The organism is Agrobacterium genomosp. 2 str. CFBP 5494, from assembly GCF_900013495.1.
In the GTDB taxonomy this organism is placed as follows: Bacteria; Pseudomonadota; Alphaproteobacteria; order Rhizobiales; family Rhizobiaceae; genus Agrobacterium; species Agrobacterium pusense.
Genome location: NZ_LT009718.1, coordinates 2,424,826 through 2,446,358 on the forward strand (window position 1 = coordinate 2,424,826; position 21,533 = coordinate 2,446,358).

Here is a 21,533-nt window from a genome sequence, read left to right on the forward strand (position 1 = left end):
TCAGCGCCGTCTGCGCATGCCGGCGGCGCCTGTCAGCCTTCACAAGGCGTGATCAGCGACTTGACCGCGGTTGCCCCGAACAGCTTGACCAGATCCGCATCAAGCGATGTGGGAATATAGTCTTCGTTTTCCGCCGGTTTCATATAGATCGAGGAATAGATCGGGCCAGCGGGAAACGTGCCTTTGAAGCAGGCTTTCACGATCTTGATCTCGGTGCTGCCTCTGATACGGGGACCCTGAGCGCGGGAACGGCGCACCCGCTCCTGTAGCTCCGCGAGCCTTCCGACGTCTTCGGGCTTTACCCGCCATACGCTCGCCAACATACCATCCCGTTTTTCCGGCCGGAATTTAGCGAGCGCAGCCGCATCCGTATCCGCCACCAGCGCGTAGGTCGCAACGGTTTCTTCGGCTGCGCCGTCTGTCCTGCTCCGGGTGATCATCACGGCGTCACCGGACCGGAGGGAAAGATTGGCTGGCAGTTGCAATCCGACCCGCACATGCTCGAAATCCATCGTCAGAAAATCCTGCCGCATCAGCTTGGGAATGCTGGAAATCGGTACGGTCATGCAACCGGCGAGGAACAGTAGAAAAACAGACAGGCAGGCAAAACGCGATAATGGCAATGTCATCCTGTTGGAACCTGAAAAAAGCAGCTTAATGAAGTGGGCTTGTCAAACCACGTTTGCGGCGTCGCAATCGCCAGACCGCGCGCAAACTTGCGCGAACAACATTGCCGTAACATTATGAAATCAGGAACGCGTAGGCCCGGGGAACGTTGATCGTTTTCGGGAATGATGACAGGAGACCCATATGTATCGAAAAAAACTTATGGCCTTCTGTCTGTTCATGTCCTCCGGTTCAGCTTTCGCCGGCCATATCCAAGACGCCACCTTTCACAGCGCCGCCCTGAACGCGCCGCTCCCTGTCAATATCTATCGCCCCGAAGGTCCGCCGCCCGAAAACGGCTGGCCTGTACTTTACCTCCTGCACGGCCATGACGGCGACCAGAACAGCTGGCGCGATCTCGGCAATATCGAAAAGACGCTCGATACGCTCATCGAGGCTGGCGCCATCCGCCCTCTGGTTGTCGTGATGCCCGGCGTGAAAAACAGCTGGTATGTGGATTCTGCCGCCGTCGGCGGTCCCGGCGATTACGAGACCGCCCTCACCGGCGATCTGCGCCACCAGATCGAAAAAACGCTGCCGGTGCGAAAAGATCGTCAAGGCCGCGCCATTGTTGGCCTTTCCATGGGCGGTTTCGGCGCCCTGCATCTCGCCTATGGCCACGAGGACCTCTATGGCGCCGTCGCCAGCCTGTCGGGCGCCATCTGGCAAAACGTGCCCGCCTCCGATCTCGACAAGACACCCGCCGAACTCAAGCTCATTCAGGACAGCGCCTTTTTCCACCGCGTCGACCGCACCACCGTCACCAGCGGCATCGTGCTTCCCTCAACCGGCGATCATTTCTCCGGCGCCTTCGGCACCCCTTTCGATGCACGTCTCTTTAACGAAAAGAATGTCTTCACCCTCGTCGCACAGCATGTCGCAGAAAGTCAGGATCTCCCCGCCACCTATTTGACTGTGGGAGATGACGATGGCTTCTTCCTCTGGCGCGGTGCCATTGCCCTGCATGAGACCCTGCAGGCGGACAACCGCAAATCCGAACTGCGGGTGACGGATGGCGATCACGTCTGGTCCGTGTGGAAGGTTTCGATCATCGATGCGCTGAAATTCATCGACGGAGAGTGGGACAAGACAGCGGATGCCAACCGCGATTAAATCACGATCTGTCGTTCTTTGCCGGTGACACCGCCCGGCTTTATCCCCGCTTCTTTCCGCTTTTTCCCGCCACGTTCAACGCCACCGCAGCGCGGATCAGCGCTGCCAGCGCCTCCTCATCAACGACATCGCCCTCGTGAAAATCGATGGCGCGCCGCGTGTTGCCCTCAAGGCTCGAATTGAACAGGCCTGACGGGTCCTCCAGAGAGGCGCCCTTCGCAAATGTCATCTTCACCGCGCTTTTATAGGTTTCGCCGGTGCAGAGAATGCCCGCATGCGACCAGACCGGAACGCCGCGCCACTTCACCTCTTCCACCACTTCCGGATCGGCCTTCTGGATCACCGCGCGAACACGCGCGAGCGTCTCGCCGCGCCAGTCGCCCAGCTCCGCGATCTTCCGGTCGATGAAGTCTGATGGTGCGGTCTGCTCTGCATCTTCAGTCACCGTGTTTTTCGCCATGACATCCTCCCGATTTCGACGCACGCCTGTTTCTTTTTCACCATAGACCAAATTTTCCTGTCATCCCATGAGGAACCAAATCCGCCCTTTGCCGTTTCTTCCCCGAACGCAATGTTCAGCATAAAAAGGGAAGAAACATCATGAAAATCAATGTCATCGCTCTCGCTGCCGCAGCAGCGCTCTCCTCTTCCGTGGCATTTGCCCAGACGGCTGCCACGGCTCCTGCTGCCGGCGCGGATGCGACCTTGTCGGGCCCCGGCATTACCATGGGTACGAAGGCAACCGGCCCGCTGAAGTTCGTCAATGTCCAGAAGACCGATCTCACCGCTTCCCAGCTTGATGGCATGGATATCTATAACGCCCAGAATGAAAACATCGGCGAAATCGAAGACGTCGTGATCGGCGATGGCAAGGCGGTGATCGGCCTCGTGGCCAGCGTCGGCGGCTTCCTGGGCATCGACAAAAGCTACGTGGTGCTCGATCCGGCCTCCGTGGCCGTTCATAATGACAACGGCACATGGAAGGCCTTTGTCGATACCACCAAGGATGCACTGCAGAACGCTCCGAAGCTCGATTACGACAAGCTGGACGACTGATTACCCCTGCAGTCGAGGCTTGTCCCCCCGCGCTCCGGCGCGGGGGTTTTTCATGCGTGGAAGTCTGAACATCAGGCAGCATTCCCACCGCCCGCACCCTTGCCTCACTGCCCGCCTCTCGCCTATCTTCGGCGCGCAACCTGCAAGGATCGATGCGTGCCCGTCAACAGCCTCCCCAAAATCACCTTCAGCGCCGCAATCATGTTGCTGAGCGCTCTCCCGCTATCAGCACAGTCCACCGGCTGGAAACCCGCCGAGCAGATAAAGACCTATGCCGTCAGCGGCAATACGGGCGGTGCGCTTTATCAGTCCATCGGCGAGCGCGGCCCGACTGCGGGCGTGCAGGCCATTGCCCACACCACCTTCAAGCTGACGTGGCGGAGAGACTACCGACCGCAGCCCGACGGTGCCTGTGTGCTGGCCAGTGCCAGACCCAATCTCACCATCATCTACACCTGGCCAAAGGCGCCTGCCCATCTGCCGGCCGCCGTCGCCGCCAGCTGGAAGACCTTCATTTCCGGGGTGGAAACCCATGAGCGAGTTCATGGCGAGCACATTCTCGATATGGTGAGAAAGATCGAAGCCTTCAGCACCGGGCTACGGGCGGAAGACGATCCCAAATGCCAGAAGGTGCGCGCTGTTCTGCAGCAAAGGTTAGGTGAGCTTTCCAACGAGCAGCGCCAACGCGGCCGAGATTTCGACCGGGATGAACTGTCCCCGGGCGGGCGGGTTCACCAGCTCATACTCGCCCTCGTCAACGGCCCATGACAGGCAGTTACTCCGCCGCCTCGCCCTTCAGCAACGGCTCGGCGAGCGTCACGCTCTCCAGCTCGTAGGAATAGCCCTCGAGCATGGTATAGGCCTGTTCTATCGCCTCGATCTGCGCCTCCGCGTTGCGTATGGCTTCGGCTATGGACTGGCTTCGGGAGCGGAGCATCGAACTCAGCACATCGGTTTCCGGCTTCCGTCCGAGACGGTCCATATGTTTACGCACCCGGGTACGGTGCCGTTCGAGTTCCAGAATATGGAAGCGGCTTTTCAGAATATCGTCGGTCAGCTTCCGGCGCATGGCAGCCACGGGATCAAAACTGCCGGGTTCCCGCTCATCCAGAATGAATTCATTGACCAGCGTTTCCAGCATCAGCAGGCCCTTGAGATCCTTGGCATCGGCAAGCTGCGGATCGTAACCCGTGTCATCGAAGACCTTGCGGCGCACGGGATCCTTCAGAAGTTCATAGGCTGTCTGCAGGCGCGCGAACTGCTCGGCATCGCCACCGCTGTCGGGATGGGCAGCCTTCGCAACCTTGCGGTAGGCCGACTTGATCGCCGCCTCGTCGGCATCCCGCTCCACGCCAAGCAAAACATAGGGATCAATCACAAAAACACCTTCAAACGCAAACTGTTACCCGCACGCTGCTACCACTCTCAACCGGTCAGCAACCGGATCATAGGCCAAATCCGCCCCGTGCGGCACCCCGCGACGGCGCTTAAACCGGCAGAACACGAATTTACGCGCTCCCGCACGAGAGGGTCTCTCTGGCGAAAAAGCCCTTGATGCCGAAATTTGTCGGACCCAAGGCGACTATAACGACAGCCGGGACAAAATTGTGGACAGTGGCCGCAAAACGTCGACCGGCATCGGAACCGCCTCCAGCGCTGGCCGCCACGAGAGATCGTCATGTGCCCCGAACAGGCGCATTTTCAGGAGGTTATGGTGGAATGTCGCCAAGGGGTGTAAGCTCCCCTTTTGGATCCGAGGGAGGGACGATCCGATGCCGCAAACCATTACCCAGACCGTGACGGATTATGTGCACGCCATGGCCTATGCGGATGAAGGCCTGATGCGCGATGTTTTTGACCCGCGCGCCAGCATCGTCGGCACATTCGAAGGCGCGACTGAATGGCTGTCTCTGGAGGATTTTGTCGATCAGGTCCGCAAAACCGAACGCGGCCTTCCCGATCACGACCCCGCCTTCGAAATCCTCGGCATCGACAAGGAGGGAGACAGCGCCTCGGTAAAGCTGACAACCCGGTTCGACGGTATGGATTTTTACGAATATCTGTCCCTGCTGGAGCACGACGGCAACTGGACGATCGTGCACAAGCTCTATCACATAAAGCCATAGCCGCTGCACGAACATCAATCGTGCAGTGCGTATGAAAGACAGGGCAAATCCTTGAAAATACTGGTGCCCCCGGCAGGGTTCGAACCCGCGACCCCCTGATTACAAATCAGGTGCTCTACCAACTGAGCTACAAGGGCAATCCAGTGCCTTGCCAACTATCAGATTCTGACCGGGTGTAAAGCGAAAACTGATCACGCAGCACGGGCGGCGCGCTTTTCCACACCATGCCCGCAGGCCGGGCGGCAGGATCGTCAAGACGGCAAAAGCGCAGCAATATAAGCGAAGTATTTACGCGGCGCGGCTAAAATGGTGATGAATTATACCCGATTGAGTGAGAACAACGCATCAAATGCGCGCAAGCATACAGAAAATTCAGCTAACGGGCACGATCGTCATCGCCGCGAGCTCCATCCTGCTGGCCACACTTGCCGCGCTGCCAAGCGTTTCCAACTATCTGCGTTACCGTACCAACGCGGCGCAGCTCACCCGCTTCGAAACCGCTCTCCAGTCTGCATGGCTGGTTTCGGCGGAGCGCGGTCCCGCGAACAATGTGATGGGCGCATCCACCGCTGAACAGGATCTGGTCGCAGCTCTCGCTGCCGCGCGCAAGGCAACGGACGACAAGCTGTCGGAACTGGAAGCTTCCTTCGCCGACGACATCAGGACCCAGCCGGAGCTGGCGAAATCGCTGGCCGAGACCCGCGAGAAACTCGCGCAGTCCCGCAACGCGGTGGATCAGGTAGCCGCCCTGCCGTTGTCGGCACGCAGCCACACGGCCATGTCGGGCGCCATATCATCGATGTTCAAGGCCGCCGACAGTGTCAATCTGCTGCGTGGCAAGGCAGCGCGTGCCATCATCAAGGTGACGCCCGATGTGGCGATAGACATCGCGATGACGGGCACCGCCGGTGTCATGCGGGACAGGATCGGCCGCCTCGGCTCCTATGTGATCATGGGTTTGCGGGCAAACAGACAGGAAAAGCTGGGTTATCGCGCCAAGTTCGATGCGGAGATGCAGAGCCTGCTATCACTGAAGGCATCGTTGACCAACTACACCGCCGCCTATCTTTCCACGCCGCGACTGGACAGGGCATTCCGCGATCTCGAAACCTATTATTTCGGACAGGCGCTGCGCTACGCGCAGAATACGATCGTGATCGCCATGCCGTCCGCCCAGCCGAGCGTGCTTGAATTTTCCAGGAACTATATTTCGGGGATGCGTTCATCCGATACGTTGCGCGATCTCATTCTGGCCGAGACACGCGCGCGACTCGAAAAGAAGCAGCAGGAAGCCCTGATCTACGGCGCCACATCGCTTTTTCTCGCAGGTATTGCGGTTCTGGTCCTGCTGCGGCTCACATCTGTCTACAAAACAGCGCTGTTCCGGCCCATGCAATCCGTTCAGGCACAGATTGCGGCCATCGCCGCGGGCGATCTTTCAGAGGCGCAGCATGAGGACAGGGTTGCCCCGGAGGTGAAGAAGATGTTCCAGGAACTCGACTTCCTGCGGGAGCAGCTTCGCCAGAAGGGCGAAATGGAGAACCAGCAGCGCGCGCTGGCCGAACAGTTACGCGCACTTTCCGAGACGGATGCGCTGACGGGCGTGTTCAACCGACGGGCGCTCGAAAAGGCCGTTCGTTCCCTGTTGACGGGCGAGGACCAGTGTCAGTCGCTCGGCGTGATGATCGTCGACATCGACCATTTCAAATCGATCAATGACCGTTATGGCCATGCCATGGGTGACATTGCACTTCAAAAGACCGCGGCTTTGTTGCGGGGCGCATTGCGCAAGAACGACATTCTTGCCCGCTATGGCGGCGAAGAATTCGTCGTGGTGCTGCAGGATGTCAGCCATGCCACGGCAACGGCAACGGCCGACCGCCTCCGCCGCCTGATCGAAGCTCAGATCGTGGATGAACAAAGTGGATTGTCGCTGACGGCGAGCTTTGGCGTCGTCTGGCAGGAAGCGCGGGCGGTCAACAGCTGGGACGAGTTGATCGCGATTGCCGATGACCGGCTTTATGAAGCCAAGCGCGCAGGTCGCAACCGGGTCTGGGCCACCTATTTCCCGAAAGCCGCCAACGGTTAGAAGCCACCGGTTTCCGACCGCCGACGACGTCAGATCAGGTCCAGCGTCATCACGACTGGGCAATGATCGGAAGCCTTGGGGCGGTCCCAGCCAGTGCGCGGATAACGCTCCACCTCCTGCCCCGGCGGAAAGATGGTGCGATAAGGCTGGCCGGCGCGGACGATTTCGGGAACCCGCGTCGCGTTGCTTTCGGCTAGGCGCGGAGAAAGCCAGATGTAATCAAGCTGGCACAAATGCTGCTCCTGTGGGCCCCGCGAATGATAGAGCGTCCAGCGGTCCATGACATCGCGACGCAGCATAGGATTGATGACGAAATCGTCGGCAGTGAAGACATCGAGCGCACTTCTTGCCTCTTCGACGGGCGTGAAGCTGTAGCCATTGCGCCTGTCACCGGCAATCGCGACGCGTTCCTGATAGTCGTTCATGTCGCCGCAGATCGCGAAATTCTTGTTGCGCGTATTGCCCGCACCCCAGCGATTTTCGATGATGCGGCGCACAGCCATGGCTTCCGCCTCGCGGATCGGCATGGTGCCGAGCCGGGCGTCCAATGCTTCACGGGCATTGGTCATGGACTTGAAATGCGTGACGTAAAGCGTCAGCGGCTTGCCGCCGATCCTCAGATCGATTTCAAGGCAATCCCGTTTGAATATCTTGTCATCGATCTGGTTGGTCGCGGCGAGTTCCGGATTGAAGAGATCGAGATTGCGATAGGTCAGTGCCGCATGGCTCTTGATGTCGACCACCTCGATCTTCTCGCCATCCCGCGTCTCCTCGCGCATGACGACCGCGACATCGATACCGCGGCTGTCATTGCCCTCGACCAGATATTTCTGCAGATAGCCATTGCCGACCATGCGATAGAGATAGCCATATTCGAAGGCCTGCAGGGCCGCCATGTTGTCGACTTCCTGCAGGCAGAGAATATCGGCATCCGCGTCGGCGATGGCGAGCGCCGAAAGCTGGCGCGTATCGTCGGTGGATGAGACCATCCGCGCACTTTCAAGGGCCTGATAGGTCGCCTCGTCCCTGATATCAAAAAGCTGGATCGCCCTGTCGCGTCGCGTCTGGTTGCGAAAGCCGGTGAAATCGAAACGGGTGAGAAGATTTTCGATATTGAAGGTGGCAAGCCGAAGCGACATGAATCATTCCTATTGCTGCGACCCCAGCTTAGCCGGTGTCGCTCCGCCTTTCCAGCGTTCGGCAGTGCGTGCGCTCTAAAGCCGCCACCCGCTGCGAATGGCGACCGGAAGCCTGTCACCCACAGCTGCGACTTCACGCGAATAGGCCCTGACCGCCTGCCCATCCGGCAGGTCAAGACGAAGGGCATAACGCTCGCCCTCGTACAGAACCGAGGTGACGGTGCAGGCAATGCCTTCCGCATCCCGCACCACATCCTGCGGCCTCACAAGCACGTCGGCCTGCGATGCTCCCGCACCTCTCTCCATCGCCGCCCGAAGTGCGGACCAGTCGAGGTCGCGCGATGCCCCTTCCGGCAGTGGGAGGCTGAGGATCGTCCCCTGCCCGACCAGCGACCCGACCAGCCTGCCCTCCGGCCGCGCGTAAAGCTCCGCCGGCGCCGCGACCTGAAGCAGCTTGCCGTGCGACATGACGGCGACATCGGTTGCCAGCGCCATGGCTTCCGCCTGATCGTGAGTGACATAGATCATCGTCGCGCCGGAACGGGCATGGAAATCCCGAAATGTCTCTTCCATTTCCTGCCGCAGATGCCGGTCGAGGTTGGCGAGCGGTTCATCGAGCAATACGACGTCAGGCTCGGTGACGAGGCAGCGGGCGAGCGCAACACGCTGCCGCTGGCCACCGGAAAGTTCAGCGGGACGGCGATCCGCGAAGCTCTCAAGTCGGACGGCGGCAAGCGCCTGATGCACTCTCTCGCGGTATTTTGCGCCCGTAATACCGCGCACCTTCAAAGGGTAGCCGGCATTGTCGGCAACCGACATGTGCGGCCACAGCGCATAGGACTGGAACACCATTGCCATGTTGCGCCGCTCCGGCGCCACCATGCTGCCGGCATCGGCCAGCACCCGCTCGCCGAGCAGGATGGAACCATCCGTCGGCTGTTCGAACCCGGCGACCATGCGCAGCACCGTGGTCTTGCCGCAGCCGGAGGGTCCGAGCAGCGCCAGAAAGCCGCCTTCCCGCACAGTGAGAGAAACATCGTCCACGGCCGGTTTCGAACCGGCACCGAAGCTCTTCGACAGGCGGTTAAGGATCAGTTTCGCCAAGGCACAACTCCTTTTGGCAGATAGCGCCCCAGAATTTCGAGCAGCAGCATGAGGAAAATCACCATGATGACGACAAGCACCGATAGCGCCGAGGCGAGATCGAAGCTGCCGCTGTCATCGAGGTTGTAGATGAGCACGCCGAGCGTCTGTGTGCCGGCAGACCAAAGGAGCGCCGAAACCGTCAGCTCGTTGCAGGCGATCAGAAACACGAGGATGACGGAAGCCCCTGCCGCGGGCCCGACCAGCGGCAGGATAATATCCTTCAGCCGCCGCCAGAAACCGGCGCCGGAGAGCCTTGCCGCCTCTTCCAGTGACGGATCGAATTGCAGGAAGGCGCTGACCATGGGTTTCAGGCTGACGGCGAAGAAGGAGGAGAAATAGGCAAGCAGAATGATCCAGATCGTGCCGTAAAGCGTAATGCCGAGCAATGGAATGGGAGCGGCGAAAAGCAGCACGAAAGAGACGGAAATCACCACCCCCGGCAGCGCATAGGGAATATCCACCAGCGCCGAGAGCAGGAACATGAACCGGCTTTTGCCACGCACGAGGAAATAAGCCGTCAGCACTGTCACCGCCAGGAGACACAAGGATGTCGCCGTCGCCAGAAACAGCGAATTGCGGGAGGCCGTGCGGGTCACGCTCTGCCGGTAAAGCAGTTCCTCATAGGCATGCAGCGTTGCGGTCTTGAGGCTGAGCGGCACGCCGTAGGCGGGAGCGAGCGAGCTTGCCACCAGCGCCGTCAGCGGCGCGATGAGCATGAAGAACAGCACGAGCCACAAGGCAAGCTCCGCCGCCACCCGCCACAGCCCAAGCCGGAAGGTCGCCGCCTTGCCGGAAAGGCCGATGATGCGATAGTCCCTCCCCTTCATCGCCCGTTCCTGCAGCGCAAGCCCGGCGACGGAAATGATGGCGATCATGGTCGAGAGAATGGCGATATCGCCGAATGTGCTTGTGCCGAAACTGGCAAAACGGCTGTAGATGAGCGTCGGCAAGGTAAAGATCGAAGCGGGTATGCCGAGGATCGCCGGAATGCCGAAATTGCCGACGTTGGAGACGAAGGAGATCGCCGCACCGGCGATCAGTCCAGGCGTGGAAAGCGGCAGGATGATATCGCCCAAAACGCGCCGTGGTGAAGCCCCGGAAAGCTTGGCGGCCTCTATGCCATCCTGCGGTAAGGCGAGCAGCCCGGCGCGCAGCGACAGATAGACGAGCGGCGCGTGCTGCACACCGAGCAAGAGTGCGATGCCAGCGATGGAATAAAGCGGCTGCGGCGAACCCATCGCCGGCGCAAGACCGATGGCCTTCAGCAGCGTGCTCGACGGGCCGGTCATGCCGATCCACGACAGCGCCGTCACCTGCGGCGGGATCATCATCGGCAGCATGAACAGGAAGCTTAAGATCGACTTGCCGCGGATGTCGCAGAGCGTCAGGGCAAGCGCGAAAGCGCCGCCGATTCCGAGTGAAATCAGCATGCCTGAAAACGAGGTGGAGAGCGTGTTCAGCGCCGCATCCCAGAGCGCCGGATCGGCCAGAAGTCGCCATATATCACCATTCAGCGACGAAACGACGCCGATATAGGCGAGGCGTCCGAGCGGCAGCGCGCTCAGCGCAAAAACAACACTCACCACAAAAGGAAACAGCCAGCGCGGCTGGCTGTTTCCATAAGCCTTGGAACGGGTCATTCCGATTTATCAGCCCTTGGAACCGAAAATATCGGAGAAGGTCTTGAGATCCTGTTCGGAATTCTTCAGTGCATCGGCAGCGCTGAGCGGCAGAACCTTGATCTTGTCGCGGGCCGGGAAACCTTCCGGCATGCCGGCATCGGCACGGACAGGGATGTAACCGAGCTTGACGAAGCCCTGCTGGCCCTTTTCCGAAAGCACGTAATCGACAAACTTCTTGGCCGCTTCCTCGTGCTTGGTGCCCTTGATGATCGCGACCGGCTCGGTGACAGCAGAAACGCCCTCTTCCGGGAAAACGAATTCGACCGGTGCGCCCTTGGCCTTTTCACGGATCGGCATGTAATCGACCACCACGCCGTAAGCCTTTTCGCCCGAAGCGACGGACTTCAGCACCGCGCCGTTGCCACCGCCGGCAATGGCTTCATTGGCCTTCAGCTGCTTGTAGTAATCCCAGCCGAGGCCATTTGCTGCGGCAAGCGTCTGCGCGTGAATCAGTGCCGCACCCGACGTCAGCGGGCTCGGCATGGTCACGAGACCCTTGGCTTCCGCCTTCGCCAGGTCTTTCCAGCTCGTCGGCTTCATCGCGGCGGCCGTATTGTACATTATGCCTGTCGTGATGAGCTTCGTGGAATAATAGAAGCCGTCTGCATCATAGAGCGTGGCATCGATATTCTTGGCTTCGGGAGACTTGTGGGCGAGCAGCTGACCGGCCTGCTTCATGCGCTCCAGCGTCACGGTATCGGCGATCAGAAGCACGTCGGCAACCGGATTGCCGGCGCTGATTTCCGCCATCAGCTTGGCCATGATTTTCGGCGTTCCGTCACGCACCCACTCGACTTCGAGACCGGGATTGGCAGCCTTGAACCCGTCAACGGTAGCCTGCGCGTCCTCATTCGGCTGGCTGGTATAAAGCACCAGATCGGCGGCATTGGCAGCAGTGGCGATGAAGCCAAGCGATACGATGGCGGTGAAAGCGGAGAGCAGCGTTTTCATGGATCCAGTCCCTGTTGTTCGGTGGGACCGCTTAAACATGATTGCATAACATGTATGTGACAGGCAGGATTTTAGTGGTGTGATCTGTTGGGGCCAGCGGGATTGAGGGGAACAGTGCCTCTTGGTGCTTGCGGCTCACCCCCCTCTGCCCTGCCGGGCATCTCCCCCTCAAGGGGGAGATCGGCAAGAGGCGTTGACAGCACTTCATTTTCAACTGTTGCGATAGGCGATACCTTAACCGCGAGTCGATCTCCCCCCTTGAGGGGGGAGATGTCCGGCAGGACAGAGGGGGGTGAAGCCACAACCCCCGTCGCCGCCGAAAAACCTCGCAACCCTCAAATCGCCGGAACTACCTCAGCCGTTTCCGCCTGAGCCGTCGCAATCAACCGCCCGAGGCGCTTCATGCCTTCCTCGATCATCGCCTCGTTGGCGCAGGAGAAGCTGATGCGCAGCGTGTTCGTGCCCGAACCATCCGCAAAGAAAGCACGGCCGGGAACGAAAGCGACCTTTTCCGTGGCGATGGATTTGGCAAGCAGCGCCGCCCCATCCATGCCCTCAGGCAGCGTCACCCAGATGAACATGCCGCCTTCCGGCTTCGTCCAGCTGGTCGTCTTCGGCATGTACTTCTCGAGCGCCGCCAGCATCGCATCGCGGCGTGCGCTATAGGCTGCCTTGATCTTGGCCACCTGCTTGTCGAAGCCGCGCGAGGCGACGCGTTCGATGGCGATCTGGTTGATCGTCGAGGAATGCAGGTCGGCGGCCTGCTTCATCAGCACCAGCTTACGGATGACAGGAGCGGAAGCGACGATGTAACCGACGCGCAGACCCGGAGCGAGCGTCTTCGAGAAGCTGCCGCAATAGATGGAGCGGGTGTTTTCGATGCCGCCCGAACGGGCAATGTCGAGCGCCATGATCGGCGGAACGGCTTCGCCATCATAACGCAGCGACTGATAGGCCGCGTCTTCTATGACGGCGATATCAAGCTCGTCAGCAAGCTCGAGAAGCTTTTGCCGTCCGGCCAGATCGACGGTTTCGCCGGTCGGATTGGAAAAATCAGCCGATAGATAAGCGAACTTCACCGAACCGCCGAGCTTGGCCGCGGTTTCGCGGTAAGCCTCGGGCGTGCGGTTACCGCCGGGGTTCAGCTGGTCATAGTTGGGCTCATAGGCATTGAATGCAGAGAGCGCGCCGAGATAGGTCGGCCAGGTGACCAGCGCCGTATCCTTTGGCGACAGGAACAGCTTGCCGAGATAATCGAGACCCTGCTGCGAACCGGAAACGATGAAGACGTTGTCGGCGGTGCATTCGATGCCGATCTTGTCCATTTCGCCCGCCAGCCATTCGCGCAGCGGCTTGTAACCTTCGCTGACGGAATATTGCAGCGCGGCGTTGACCTGCGCGCCGGAAAAAATCTCCGCGTAAGCCTGCTGAAACTCCTCTGCTGGGAAAAGAGCGGGGTCCGGAATACCGCCGGCAAAGGAAATGATATCAGGCTGCTCGAGCAGCTTCAGCAGCTCGCGGATTTCAGACGCTTTCATGCGCGAAGAGCGCGTGGCGAAAATTTGTTCCCAATTGAGCATGGGTACGTTTCCTCTTGTGTCGTTTTTATGCGTGCATCTTTACAGAAATGTCGATACGTCAGCAATACTGACTTATCAGTTTTTCGAATTATTTCTGCCTCCCTGCACATTGCCCTTAACTGGTCTCAATCGAGGCCGATTTCGCGGACAAAGCCAAATACACCCTTGCGCAAAGCTTCACAATCACACCTTTGCGATTGACGCCACGGGGTTTTCCGGCTGGATTGCACGCGAGCCACGACACGGCGAAAGCATCATGGGAGTTTGAGGACATGCTGAAGAATATCGACCCGGCGCTGAATGCCGACGTTCTGCACGCGCTGCGCGCCATGGGTCACGGCGACACGCTGGTGATCTCGGACACCAATTTCCCCTCCGACTCTGTTGCCCGCCACACCACAGTCGGCAAGGTTCTTCACATCGACAACGTCTCCGCTGCCCGCGCAATGAAAGCGATCCTGTCCGTCCTGCCCCTCGATACCCCGCTGCAGCCCTCGGTCGGCCGCATGGAAGTAATGGGCGCGCCCGATCAACTGGAACCGGTACAGGCCGAAGTGCAGAAGGAAATAGACGCGGCGGAAGGAAAATCCGCCCCCATGTACGGCATTGAACGCTTTGCCTTCTACGAAAAAGCCAAGCAGGCCAATTGCGTCGTCACGACGGGCGAGACGCGGTTTTACGGCTGCTTTCTTCTGACGAAGGGCGTCATCCCGCCCAAGTGACCGATTACTGGTAATGGAAGCGGCACTGGATGATCTCCAGCCTTTGTTCGCTGCCGGACCCGGATACACGATAGACAAACCGATGCTCGGCGGAAATCCGCCGAGACCAATATCCTGCCATATCGCCCTTCAGAGGCTCCGGTTTTCCGAGCCCAGCAAAGGGCGTCCGTTTGGCATTCCGGATGAGGTCGTTAATTTTCTCTACCATACGGGCATCGGTTCTTTGCCAGAACTCGTAATCGTCCCATGAACTCAGCGTCCAGACGAGCTTCATTCTTCGGTTGGATCCCGCTCGATGATATCGCCGCGTTCAAGTTGATCCATGGAAGTACGAAGTCGTAAGGCATTTGCCGGGTTGGATAAAAGATGCAGCGTTTCCTGCATGCTCTCGTATTCCCCCTCAGCGAGAACCACGACCGCCTCCTTCCCCTGCCGAGTAACCAGCAACGGCGCGCGCGTCTCCAGAACCCGGTCGAAATGGGTCGCGAAGTTCTGCCGGAATTCCGTGAATCGCACATTTGCCATGAGAACCGCCTCTCGTAGATATGTACAGATTTATGTACGTATCGTTGATCGAGAGTCAAGCTAAACCGGCCCGTTCCCTAACGGAAAAGGCCGGAGCTTTCGCCCCGGCCTCCAAAATTTTCATCAAGCAACGAAGCTTAGTTGACGGCCTTGTCGACCAGCTTGTTCTTGCCGATCCAGGGCATCATGCCGCGGAGCTTGGCGCCGACTTCTTCAATCTGGTGGCTGTCGTTGTTGCGACGGATGCCCTTGAAACGAGCGCCGCCAGCCTTCCATTCCTGCATCCACTCGGAGGTGAACTTGCCGGTCTGGATGTCGTGCAGGACGCGCTTCATTTCAGCCTTGGTGTCGGCGGTGATGATGCGCGGACCGGTGACGTATTCGCCCCATTCTGCGGTGTTGGAGATCGAGTAGTTCATGTTGGCGATGCCGCCTTCATAGATCAGGTCAACGATCAGCTTCACTTCGTGCAGGCACTCGAAATAGGCCATTTCCGGAGCGTAACCGGCTTCGACCAGAGTTTCGAAACCAGCGCGGATCAGTTCGACGAGACCGCCGCACAGAACGACCTGTTCGCCGAAGAGGTCGGTTTCGCACTCTTCCTTGAAGTTGGTCTCGATGATGCCGGAACGGCCGCCGCCAACGCCGCAGGCGTAGGAGAGAGCGAGTTCAAGGGCGTTGCCCGAAGCGTTCTGGTGAACGGCAACGAGGCAGGGAACGCCGCCGCCCTTCTGGTATTCGCCGCGAACCGTGTGGCCAGGGCCCTTCGGTGCGATCATGACGACGTCGAGCGATGCCTTTGGCTCAATGAGGCCGAAGTGAACATTGAGGCCGTGTGCGAAAGCAATCGCTGCGCCATCACGGATGTTGCCGGCAATGTCGGCCTTGTAGATGTCGGCCTGCAGTTCGTCAGGCGTTGCCATCATCAGCAGGTCGCCCCACTTGGCGGCTTCGGCAACGGTCATGACCTTGAAGCCATCGGCTTCGGCCTTCTTGACGGTCGGAGAACCGGCCTTGAGAGCGATGACGACGTTCTTGGCACCGGAATCCTTGAGGTTCAGCGCATGGGCGCGGCCCTGGGAGCCGTAACCGACGACGACGACATTCTTGGACTTGATGAGATTGAGATCGGCATCACGATCATAATAAACGCGCATTTTATGGTCCTTCCCTAATGCTTGTCTCTCAGTTGTCTGAACCGGAAGCTTAAGCGACCTTGCCGCCCAGTTCCGAATGTACCTTTTCCGTGCCGTAGAGGGTCAGGAAGGCAATGACAGCCTTCTTCGCCCGGGCAGAAAAATCCTTGTCCGGCGCCTCGCCCAGCAGCATGCGCACATGCAGATCCGAAACGATAAGGCCGTAAAAACTGCGATATGCCTCTTCCGCATCATCGAAACGCAGGTAACCGGAACGGCGACCTGCCTCGATCAGCCCACGGGCGCGGCGGTCGATCTGGCGACGACCACGTTCCAGCAGCAGATCACCGAGCTTCGAGCCATCCCGGCTCGCCTGCCCTATCGCCAAACGATTAAGCGCCAATGACACGTCGCCTGCCAGCACATCCAGCAGATCATGGGCGAAAACCTCGAGGTGATCGGCAAGCTGCGGTGCGGAGACGCGGTCACCTGCCTTTTCGAAGGTGCGGACCTTGCTCTGCTGAAAGGTGATCATCGCTGCCAGCAGGCCATCGCGATCACCGAACCACTTGTAGAGGCTTTCCTTGGAACAGTTGGCGGCGCGCGCCAGTCCCGATGTGGTCAGCGCTTTCTCGCCGCCTTCGACCAATAGACGCAATGCCTGGTCCAGAACGGCGTTCTGGCGCGGCGAAAATTCCTGCGCTGTGATCGGGTCGGAAGCCAAGTCTTTCCACTCCAAGGGGCTCGATTGATGTACCGTACGGTACGGTTCGAGCGCCATTTAAGCGGAGGCGGCGTTGGGGTCAAGCGGATTCTTTAGAGGGGGATGAGAATTGACGCGGTGCGGCGTGGGGATGAATAGCAACGCGGGTGCGTCTTCAGGCGGTTGTGTGTGGTAGCGGGTCGTCGGTAGGTGTGGCTTACCCCCCTCTGACCTGCCTGGCATCTCCCCACAAGGAGGGAGATCGACAAGATGCGCTATCGCCACTTCATTCTCTAACGTCGAGATGGGCAAAACCTTGCCGCATATCTATCTCCCCACCTGTGGGGGAGATGCCCGGCAGGGCAAAGGGGGGTAAGCCACACCTACCGACGACCCGCTACGAATGCACAGCCCCAATCTACCCCGCCGCAATCTCGCGCGATGCATCGACGTCCCGTGACGGCGACAGCCCGTAAAAGCGGCTATATTCTCGGCTGAACTGCGAAGGGCTCTGATAACCGACGCGATGGCCCGCGGTACCGGCATCCAGTCGCTCCAGCAGCATAAGCCGCCGGGCCTCATGCAGGCGAAGCTGCTTCTGGTACTGGACCGGCGTCATGGCCGTGATCGTCTTGAAATGATGATGGAAGGACGACACGCTCATGCCGATGTGATCTGCAAGGTCTTCGACGCGCAGCTGGCGTGCGAAATTCTCGCGCAGCCATGCGATGGCGCGGGCGATGCGGTTGCCGTGACTTCCAGCGGCAATGATGTTCATCAGCTGCCCGCCGGCCGGTCCGGTCAAAATGCGATAAAGGATTTCCTGTTCGATGAGCGGCGCCACGGCGGCAATGTCTGCGGGACGATCGAGCAGGCGCAGCAGGCGGATGGCTGCATCGAGAAGTTCCGGCGTGGCTGTATTGACCACGATGCCGCGCTGCGCATTCGTCGGCTCCACCGGTGGATCGATAGGAACACGCCGCATGAGATCGAGCAGCTTTTCACTGTCGATGGCAAGCGAGATGCAGAAATGCGGCACTTCCCTGCTCGCCTCCACCACCCGCCACGCAACCGGCAGATCAAGCGATGTCAGGAGATAATCGCCGGCACCGTAGTTGATGGTGTCCGTCCCCAATTGGACGCTTTTCGATCCCTGGATCACCATGGCGAGACAAGGGCGATAACTGCCGTGGCAGGGAGCGCTCGGAGTCGTACGCCGGCTGATGCCAAGGGAGCCGATTGCCGTCTGCACCTCGCCGTCGCTGGTGGCATGCCGCGCGGCGATGGAAGCAATTTCCTGATAGACATTGAACGACAAGGACATAGGGGAAATCCCTTGACTGACGGAAGAGGTGTGTTTGATGTCATCTATCTAGAAAGCCTCTCGGCCCGCGCAAAGAGTGCACCATCATATTTTTGCAGGATCGTGCAAAAAGCTAGGAGGATCGCTCTAACGCCCGTTCGTTCTTCCATTGCATATTCCGCCGTCCCCAACTCCCGAAAGGATATTCAGATGGCTATTGCAAGAGGTTACGCTGCGACAGATGCGTCGAAGCCGCTTACCCCGTTCACCTTCGAACGCCGCGAGCCGAATGATGACGACGTCGTCATCGATATCAAATATGCCGGTATCTGCCATTCCGACATTCATACCGTCCGCAACGAATGGAAGAACGCCGTCTACCCGATCGTTCCGGGCCACGAAATCGCCGGTGTCGTCCGCGCCGTTGGCTCCAAGGTCACCAGATTCAAGGTCGGTGATCATGTCGGCGTGGGCTGCTTTGTCGATTCCTGCGTCGGATGCGCCACCCGCGATCTCGACAATGAACAGTACATGCCGGGTCTCGTGCAGACCTATAACTCCGTCGAACGCGACGGCAAGACCGCCACGCAGGGCGGTTACTCCGACCATATCGTCGTGCGGGAAGATTACGTCCTCTCCATTCCGGAAAACCTGCCGCTCGACGCCTCCGCTCCCCTGCTCTGCGCTGGTATCACGCTTTATTCGCCGCTTCAGCACTGGAATGCCGGCCCGGGCAAGAAGGTGGCTATCGTCGGCATGGGCGGTCTTGGCCATATGGGCGTGAAGATCGGTTCAGCCATGGGTGCGGATATCACCGTGCTTTCGCAGACACTCTCCAAGAAGGAAGACGGCCTTAAGCTTGGTGCGAAGGAATATTATGCCACCAGCGATGCCTCGACCTTCGAAAAGCTCGCCGGTACCTTCGACCTGATCCTGTGCACCGTTTCGGCGGAAATCGACTGGAATGCCTATCTCGGCCTGCTGAAGGTCAATGGCACCATGGTGCTTCTCGGTGTGCCTGAACATGCGATCCCCGTGCACGCCTTCTCGGTCATCCCCGGCCGCCGTTCGCTGGCTGGCTCTATGATCGGCTCTATCAAGGAAACCCAGGAGATGCTGAATTTCTGCGGCAAGCACGACATCGTGTCCGAAATCGAAAAGATCGACATCAAGGACGTCAACGAGGCTTATGAGCGCGTGCTGAAGAGCGACGTACGTTACCGCTTCGTCATCGACATGGCGTCGCTCGACGCTTGATGCGTCCGGAAACGGCGAAACAGGAAACGGCGGGAAGCCATGCTTCCCGCCGTTTCTTTGTCGCTTGCCTCACGCCTCGTCCTTCAGCGTTTCTTTCTGGGTGATCAGCCGCGCGCTGTGCTGGCCACTCAAGTAAATCCAAAGCCAGCTCCACGCCACGGCCAGCCGCGAACGCGTTCCGATCAAGAAATAGATATGGGCAAGTCCCCATATCCACCATGCCAGCACGCCCTTGAGCTTGAACCGGCCAAAATCGATCACCGCAGCGCGTTTGCCGATCGTGGCAAGATTGCCCTGATGGCTGTAGCGGAAGGGTGAAGGAAACGGCTTGCCGTCAAGCCGCGCCTTGATGACCTTCGCGACATAAGCGCCCTGCTGCTTTGCCGCAGGCGCAATACCCGGCACCGGCTTGCCGTTTTCCTGATTGACGGCGGCGGTATCGCCGATGACGAAGATATCGGGATCGTCTTCCAGATTAAGCTGCGGCCCGACAATGGCGCGCCCTGCCCTGTCGGCGGCGGCATTGAGCCATTTGGCCGCGGGAGAAGCCTGCACGCCGGCGGCCCAGACGACCGTACGGCATGAATAATGGGTCTCGCCCACCGTCACGCCCTCGTCGCTGCAGGCCGTCACCGGCGTTCCGAGCAGAACCTCGACGCCAAGTTTCTCAAGCGCCTCCTTGGCATAGGCCGAAAGATCCTCCGTAAAGACCGGCAGCACGCGGGGACCAGCCTCGACGAGCAGCACGCGGGTCTTTCGGGTGTCAACGTTGCGGAATTCCGCCGGCAGCGCCTTATGGGCAAGCTCTGCAATCATGCCTGCCATTTCCACGCCGGTCGGGCCTGCCCCTATGATGACAAAGGTTAGCAGTGCCTGTCGTTCCTCTTCGCTGGTCGCGAGTTCGGCCCGTTCGAAGGCAAGAAGCAGGCGGCGGCGAATTGTCGTTGCATCCTCCAGCGTCTTGAGACCCGGCGCGGAACGCTCCCACTCATCGTGACCGAAATAGGCGTGGCGTGCGCCTGTAGCCAGCACCAAAGTGTCGAAGCGGATCGTTTCACCGGTGTTGAGATGCACGGTCCGGGCCGCCCGATCCACGCCGGTCACCTCGGCAAGCAGCGTCGTGACCTCCTTGCGATCGCGGTAGAGATGACGGATCGGCCACGCGATCTCGGATGTCGCCAGCGCAGTCGTCGCAACCTGATAAAGCAATGGCTGGAAAAGATGATGATTGCGACGATCGATCAATGTGATGCGGACAGGGGCCCCCTCCAGCCCGTGTACCAGCTGCAAACCGCCGAAGCCTCCACCCACGACGACAACATGATGTTCTTGCATATGTCTCTGCCTTCAAAAGCCCGAGCATCGGTCCGGAAAGTGAATTCCGACTATCGGAAACGCCGATACTCAACCCAGAACCTAGTTCGGCGGGACCGGTTCCGACATATCTCCCGCCGCCCTCGCGCACGGAGCATGCGCAAGGCAGAACATAGGCGAAAAAATTGGCTTTGGTTATGAAATAGCCTGACCGCAGGCCTGCCGAAAACGCCGGACTGTTTCCGCCATGCCATATTCCAGGGCATCCGCCGTCAACCCGTGGCCGATTGAAACCTCGGCCAGATAAGGGATACGTTTCATCAGCTTTGGCAGGTTCGCGACGGTGAGATCATGGCCCGCATTGACGGCAAGTCCGAGCGCCGCAGCATGGTCCGCCGTCCGCCCAAGCGTCTCGACGAGCACATCGGCCTTGTGCGGATCGTCATGACAGCCGCCATAGGGCCCGGTATAAAGTTCGATACGCGCAGCGCCCGTCTCAGCCGCCAGTTCCACCGGCTCGCGTTCGCCGTCGCCATCTGCGAAAAGCGACACCCGCATGCCGCCCGATTTCAGCCGTCCGACGACCTGCTTCAGAAATTTCGCATGCGCGCGGAAATCCCAGCCATGATCGGAGGTTGCCTGCGACGGATCGTCAGGTACGAGTGTGACCTGTTCGGGCTGGGTCTTTTCGCACAAAAGGAGAAAATCCTCACTCGGATATCCTTCAATGTTGAACTCCGCGGAGGGAAACCTGTCATCGATCAGCGCGCGCAGGGCCGGTAGATCCGAGAAGCGGATATGGCGCTGGTCAGGCCGCGGGTGTACAGTCAGCCCGCTTGCCCCCGCCTCCAGTGCAATATGCCCGAAATGCGCGACATCCGGCCACGGAAGATCGCGGCGGTTGCGTAACATGGCAATTGCGTTCAGATTGACAGAGAGTTTTGCGGGCATGGCATCGGGCTCCGGTTCGGAATTGACATCCTGTTTCACGCAGGTTGACGCCGACCGCAAGGAGGCTGATAAAT

22 protein-coding genes and 1 tRNA gene are annotated in these 21,533 nt (G+C 59.5%); 7 read left to right on the plus strand and 16 right to left on the minus strand.

Annotation, left to right across the window (positions count from 1 at the left end):
- Positions 1–32: 32 nt before the first annotated feature.
- A complete protein-coding gene (locus AGR2A_RS12245; protein ID WP_004442676.1) occupies positions 33–629 on the minus strand; it encodes a hypothetical protein in 597 nt (198 codons plus the stop codon).
- Between the two features lie 181 nt (positions 630–810).
- On the opposite strand from AGR2A_RS12245, the gene AGR2A_RS12250 reads away from it, so the two are divergent.
- Complete coding sequence (locus AGR2A_RS12250; protein ID WP_037089963.1) at positions 811–1,779, plus strand: alpha/beta hydrolase; 969 nt, start codon at positions 811–813, stop codon at positions 1,777–1,779.
- A gap of 40 nt (positions 1,780–1,819) precedes the next feature.
- On the opposite strand, the gene AGR2A_RS12255 is transcribed toward AGR2A_RS12250, so the two are convergent.
- Entirely contained in the window at positions 1,820–2,239 is a 420-nt protein-coding gene (locus AGR2A_RS12255; RefSeq protein WP_004442680.1) for a DUF1801 domain-containing protein, read from the minus strand.
- 140 nt (positions 2,240–2,379) lie between these two features.
- On the opposite strand from AGR2A_RS12255, the gene AGR2A_RS12260 reads away from it, so the two are divergent.
- A complete protein-coding gene (locus tag AGR2A_RS12260) occupies positions 2,380–2,835 on the plus strand; it encodes a PRC-barrel domain-containing protein (RefSeq protein ID WP_004442682.1) in 456 nt (151 codons plus the stop codon).
- A gap of 201 nt (positions 2,836–3,036) precedes the next feature.
- The gene (locus tag AGR2A_RS12265; RefSeq protein ID WP_153776300.1) at positions 3,037–3,603 is read left to right on the plus strand and encodes a DUF922 domain-containing Zn-dependent protease; all 567 of its coding nucleotides are present in this window, start codon (positions 3,037–3,039) and stop codon (positions 3,601–3,603) included.
- A gap of 7 nt (positions 3,604–3,610) precedes the next feature.
- On the opposite strand, the gene AGR2A_RS12270 is transcribed toward AGR2A_RS12265, so the two are convergent.
- The gene (locus tag AGR2A_RS12270) at positions 3,611–4,213 is read right to left on the minus strand and encodes a J domain-containing protein (RefSeq protein WP_072494608.1); all 603 of its coding nucleotides are present in this window, start codon (positions 4,211–4,213) and stop codon (positions 3,611–3,613) included.
- A 394-nt stretch (positions 4,214–4,607) separates the two neighbouring features.
- Between AGR2A_RS12270 and AGR2A_RS12275 the strand changes: the two genes are divergently transcribed.
- Positions 4,608–4,961, plus strand: coding sequence for a nuclear transport factor 2 family protein (locus AGR2A_RS12275; protein ID WP_004442686.1), 354 nt, complete (start codon positions 4,608–4,610; stop codon positions 4,959–4,961).
- Positions 4,962–5,022: 61 nt separating this feature from the next.
- Here AGR2A_RS12275 and AGR2A_RS12280 read toward each other — a convergent pair.
- A tRNA-Thr gene (locus tag AGR2A_RS12280) sits at positions 5,023–5,098 on the minus strand.
- Positions 5,099–5,310: 212 nt separating this feature from the next.
- Between AGR2A_RS12280 and AGR2A_RS12285 the strand changes: the two genes are divergently transcribed.
- Positions 5,311–7,050 carry a GGDEF domain-containing protein gene (locus AGR2A_RS12285; protein WP_004442688.1) on the plus strand — a complete coding sequence of 580 codons (1,740 nt, stop codon included), beginning with the start codon at positions 5,311–5,313 and terminating at the stop codon, positions 7,048–7,050.
- Positions 7,051–7,079: 29 nt separating this feature from the next.
- Here AGR2A_RS12285 and AGR2A_RS12290 read toward each other — a convergent pair whose 3' ends face one another.
- The 5 genes from AGR2A_RS12290 to AGR2A_RS12310 form a co-directional block, all read right to left on the minus strand.
- Positions 7,080–8,189, minus strand: coding sequence for an endonuclease/exonuclease/phosphatase family protein (locus AGR2A_RS12290; protein WP_072494609.1), 1,110 nt, complete (start codon positions 8,187–8,189; stop codon positions 7,080–7,082).
- A gap of 75 nt (positions 8,190–8,264) precedes the next feature.
- Positions 8,265–9,293 (minus strand): ABC transporter ATP-binding protein, encoded by a 1,029-nt coding sequence (locus tag AGR2A_RS12295; protein WP_072494610.1) that lies wholly within the window; start codon positions 9,291–9,293, stop codon positions 8,265–8,267.
- Complete coding sequence (locus AGR2A_RS12300) at positions 9,281–10,975, minus strand: ABC transporter permease (protein ID WP_072494611.1); 1,695 nt, start codon at positions 10,973–10,975, stop codon at positions 9,281–9,283. The genes AGR2A_RS12295 and AGR2A_RS12300 overlap by 13 nt, the downstream gene beginning before the upstream one ends.
- Before the next feature lie 9 nt (positions 10,976–10,984).
- On the minus strand, positions 10,985–11,968 hold the full coding sequence (locus AGR2A_RS12305) for an ABC transporter substrate-binding protein (protein ID WP_004442696.1): 984 nt from the start codon (positions 11,966–11,968) through the stop codon (positions 10,985–10,987).
- 335 nt (positions 11,969–12,303) lie between these two features.
- Complete coding sequence (locus AGR2A_RS12310; RefSeq protein WP_080822948.1) at positions 12,304–13,548, minus strand: PLP-dependent aminotransferase family protein; 1,245 nt, start codon at positions 13,546–13,548, stop codon at positions 12,304–12,306.
- A gap of 272 nt (positions 13,549–13,820) precedes the next feature.
- Here AGR2A_RS12310 and AGR2A_RS12315 point away from each other — a divergent pair, with 272 nt between their 5' ends.
- Positions 13,821–14,270, plus strand: a complete 450-nt coding sequence (locus tag AGR2A_RS12315; protein WP_072494612.1) for an RbsD/FucU family protein — start codon at positions 13,821–13,823, stop codon at positions 14,268–14,270.
- Positions 14,271–14,274: 4 nt separating this feature from the next.
- Here AGR2A_RS12315 and AGR2A_RS12320 read toward each other — a convergent pair whose 3' ends face one another.
- The 5 genes from AGR2A_RS12320 to AGR2A_RS12340 all read right to left on the minus strand — a co-directional run bounded on the left by AGR2A_RS12320 (position 14,275) and on the right by AGR2A_RS12340 (position 17,958).
- Positions 14,275–14,544 carry a Txe/YoeB family addiction module toxin gene (locus tag AGR2A_RS12320; protein WP_037089950.1) on the minus strand — a complete coding sequence of 90 codons (270 nt, stop codon included), beginning with the start codon at positions 14,542–14,544 and terminating at the stop codon, positions 14,275–14,277.
- Positions 14,541–14,795, minus strand: a complete 255-nt coding sequence (locus AGR2A_RS12325; protein ID WP_037089948.1) for a type II toxin-antitoxin system Phd/YefM family antitoxin — start codon at positions 14,793–14,795, stop codon at positions 14,541–14,543. Before AGR2A_RS12325 ends, AGR2A_RS12320 begins: the two co-directional genes overlap by 4 nt.
- Positions 14,796–14,932: 137 nt before the next feature.
- The gene (ilvC, locus tag AGR2A_RS12330) at positions 14,933–15,952 is read right to left on the minus strand and encodes a ketol-acid reductoisomerase (protein WP_003495030.1); all 1,020 of its coding nucleotides are present in this window, start codon (positions 15,950–15,952) and stop codon (positions 14,933–14,935) included.
- Between the two features lie 49 nt (positions 15,953–16,001).
- Entirely contained in the window at positions 16,002–16,655 is a 654-nt protein-coding gene (locus tag AGR2A_RS12335) for a TetR/AcrR family transcriptional regulator (RefSeq protein WP_004442706.1), read from the minus strand.
- A 397-nt stretch (positions 16,656–17,052) separates the two neighbouring features.
- Positions 17,053–17,958: an AraC family transcriptional regulator gene (locus AGR2A_RS12340; RefSeq protein WP_004442707.1), complete on the minus strand. Its 906-nt coding sequence runs from the start codon at positions 17,956–17,958 to the stop codon at positions 17,053–17,055.
- Between the two features lie 189 nt (positions 17,959–18,147).
- Here AGR2A_RS12340 and AGR2A_RS12345 point away from each other — a divergent pair, with 189 nt between their 5' ends.
- Positions 18,148–19,194 (plus strand): NAD(P)-dependent alcohol dehydrogenase, encoded by a 1,047-nt coding sequence (locus tag AGR2A_RS12345; protein WP_072494613.1) that lies wholly within the window; start codon positions 18,148–18,150, stop codon positions 19,192–19,194.
- A 69-nt stretch (positions 19,195–19,263) separates the two neighbouring features.
- Here AGR2A_RS12345 and AGR2A_RS12350 read toward each other — a convergent pair whose 3' ends face one another.
- Together AGR2A_RS12350 and AGR2A_RS12355 are read right to left on the minus strand one after the other, a co-directional pair.
- On the minus strand, positions 19,264–20,529 hold the full coding sequence (locus AGR2A_RS12350; RefSeq protein ID WP_080822949.1) for an NAD(P)/FAD-dependent oxidoreductase: 1,266 nt from the start codon (positions 20,527–20,529) through the stop codon (positions 19,264–19,266).
- Positions 20,530–20,703: 174 nt separating this feature from the next.
- A complete protein-coding gene (locus AGR2A_RS12355; protein ID WP_072494943.1) occupies positions 20,704–21,459 on the minus strand; it encodes a pyridoxine 5'-phosphate synthase in 756 nt (251 codons plus the stop codon).
- Positions 21,460–21,533: the final 74 nt, after the last annotated feature.

Bases quoted from the DNA above. Each gene is read 5' to 3' on its own strand.
- AGR2A_RS12245 (WP_004442676.1), bottom strand. From the start codon at position 629: ATGACATTGCCATTATCGCGTTTTGCCTGCCTGTCTGTTTTTCTACTG.
- AGR2A_RS12250 (WP_037089963.1), top strand. From the start codon at position 811: ATGTATCGAAAAAAACTTATGGCCTTCTGTCTGTTCATGTCCTCCGGT.
- AGR2A_RS12255 (WP_004442680.1), bottom strand. From the start codon at position 2,239: ATGGCGAAAAACACGGTGACTGAAGATGCAGAGCAGACCGCACCATCA.
- AGR2A_RS12260 (WP_004442682.1), top strand. From the start codon at position 2,380: ATGAAAATCAATGTCATCGCTCTCGCTGCCGCAGCAGCGCTCTCCTCT.
- AGR2A_RS12265 (WP_153776300.1), top strand. From the start codon at position 3,037: ATGTTGCTGAGCGCTCTCCCGCTATCAGCACAGTCCACCGGCTGGAAA.
- AGR2A_RS12275 (WP_004442686.1), top strand. From the start codon at position 4,608: ATGCCGCAAACCATTACCCAGACCGTGACGGATTATGTGCACGCCATG.
- AGR2A_RS12285 (WP_004442688.1), top strand. From the start codon at position 5,311: ATGCGCGCAAGCATACAGAAAATTCAGCTAACGGGCACGATCGTCATC.
- AGR2A_RS12290 (WP_072494609.1), bottom strand. From the start codon at position 8,189: ATGTCGCTTCGGCTTGCCACCTTCAATATCGAAAATCTTCTCACCCGT.
- AGR2A_RS12300 (WP_072494611.1), bottom strand. From the start codon at position 10,975: ATGACCCGTTCCAAGGCTTATGGAAACAGCCAGCCGCGCTGGCTGTTT.
- AGR2A_RS12305 (WP_004442696.1), bottom strand. From the start codon at position 11,968: ATGAAAACGCTGCTCTCCGCTTTCACCGCCATCGTATCGCTTGGCTTC.
- AGR2A_RS12310 (WP_080822948.1), bottom strand. From the start codon at position 13,548: ATGCTCAATTGGGAACAAATTTTCGCCACGCGCTCTTCGCGCATGAAA.
- AGR2A_RS12315 (WP_072494612.1), top strand. From the start codon at position 13,821: ATGCTGAAGAATATCGACCCGGCGCTGAATGCCGACGTTCTGCACGCG.
- AGR2A_RS12320 (WP_037089950.1), bottom strand. From the start codon at position 14,544: ATGAAGCTCGTCTGGACGCTGAGTTCATGGGACGATTACGAGTTCTGG.
- AGR2A_RS12325 (WP_037089948.1), bottom strand. From the start codon at position 14,795: ATGGCAAATGTGCGATTCACGGAATTCCGGCAGAACTTCGCGACCCAT.
- ilvC (WP_003495030.1), bottom strand. From the start codon at position 15,952: ATGCGCGTTTATTATGATCGTGATGCCGATCTCAATCTCATCAAGTCC.
- AGR2A_RS12340 (WP_004442707.1), bottom strand. From the start codon at position 17,958: ATGTCCTTGTCGTTCAATGTCTATCAGGAAATTGCTTCCATCGCCGCG.
- AGR2A_RS12345 (WP_072494613.1), top strand. From the start codon at position 18,148: ATGGCTATTGCAAGAGGTTACGCTGCGACAGATGCGTCGAAGCCGCTT.
- AGR2A_RS12350 (WP_080822949.1), bottom strand. From the start codon at position 20,529: ATGCAAGAACATCATGTTGTCGTCGTGGGTGGAGGCTTCGGCGGTTTG.
- AGR2A_RS12355 (WP_072494943.1), bottom strand. From the start codon at position 21,459: ATGCCCGCAAAACTCTCTGTCAATCTGAACGCAATTGCCATGTTACGC.